The organism is Kribbella albertanoniae, from assembly GCF_004348455.1.
Lineage (GTDB): Bacteria > Actinomycetota > Actinomycetes > Propionibacteriales > Kribbellaceae > Kribbella > Kribbella albertanoniae.
Genome location: NZ_SMKA01000539.1, coordinates 1 through 1104 on the forward strand (window position 1 = coordinate 1; position 1104 = coordinate 1104).

Below are 1104 nucleotides of genomic sequence, written 5' to 3' on the forward strand. Positions count from 1 at the left end.
CAGCCCCGACGGCTCCCGAGCCGACCGCCTCGGAGACCGCGGCATCCGAGCCGACCGCCGCCGAGTCCGCGGCTTCAGGCTCCGCGGCGCGCAAGGCATCCGCCTCCAAGCCGCAGACGTCCGGCGCCACAGCACCCGGCCCCACGGCACCCGGCCGCACCGCCGGTTCAACGACGTCCGCGCCGACTGGCTCGGAGGCTGCTGCGCCCACGGCACACGAGCCCAGCGCTGATCCGGCATCCGAGGCGTCCGACTGCACGGCGCCCGGCTCAACGGCTTCCGCGACGGCCGCCTCGGAGACTGCGCCCACGGCGTACGAGCCCAGCGCTGATCCCACATCCGCGGCGCCCACGGATCCCGCCTGCGCTGATTCTGCCCCAGCGGATCTCGCGACCGACGCAACCGATCCTGATCCTGGTGCTCACCCCGTGCGCGGGGACGAGGGCGACGTGCCGCTGCCCGATACCGCTGCCTGCCCTTCCGAGGCGCCCGCGGATGCCAAGTCCGCCGAACCAGCGATCGCACGCGATCAGCGGAATGCAGAGCAGCGAAGGGCTGATGCAGTGGCCGACCTGTTCGGCCACATAGTGCACAACGGTCTTGACTGGCTCGGACGACGTCTGCCGGATCAGCACCGCCGCCGCCCGCATATCGAGGTGCTGATCCCCATAGGCACCCTGCTCGGCCTCGACGACGATCCGTGCGAACTGACCGGATACGGCCCGATCCCCGCCGAGCTGGCACGCCGGATCGTCGCAGACGGGACGTTGCGGCGTCTACTCACCGACCCGGCGACCGGTGCCGTCCTGGAAGCGTCGACCACCCGACACGACCCCAGCACGCTGGTCAGCGAGACGCTGCTTGCGCGGCACCCGGTCTGCGCCTGGCCCGGCTGCAACCGACCATCCCGCGAATGCGATCGCGACCACGGCACCCCGTTCGCAGTGACGGGCCGAACCAGCCTGGCCGGACTCGCGCCGTTCTGCGAGTACCACCATGTCATTAAAGACACCCCACGCTGGGGCTGGAAGACCGAGAACCACCCGGACGGCTCCGTCACCCTGATCACCCCCACCGGCCACCGCTACACCACCGTCCCACCAG

General features: G+C 71.2%; 2 protein-coding genes. One reads left to right on the forward strand and one right to left on the reverse strand.

Annotation, left to right across the window (positions count from 1 at the left end; genetic code table 11):
• On the reverse strand, positions 1-352 hold a 352-nt coding region (locus E1261_RS44865), incomplete at its 3' end, for a hypothetical protein (protein ID WP_238176867.1).
• Between the two features lie 76 nt (positions 353-428).
• Here E1261_RS44865 and E1261_RS44870 point away from each other — a divergent pair.
• Positions 429-1104 (forward strand): HNH endonuclease signature motif containing protein (locus tag E1261_RS44870; RefSeq protein ID WP_132416489.1); only part of this gene is annotated, 676 nt, incomplete at its 3' end.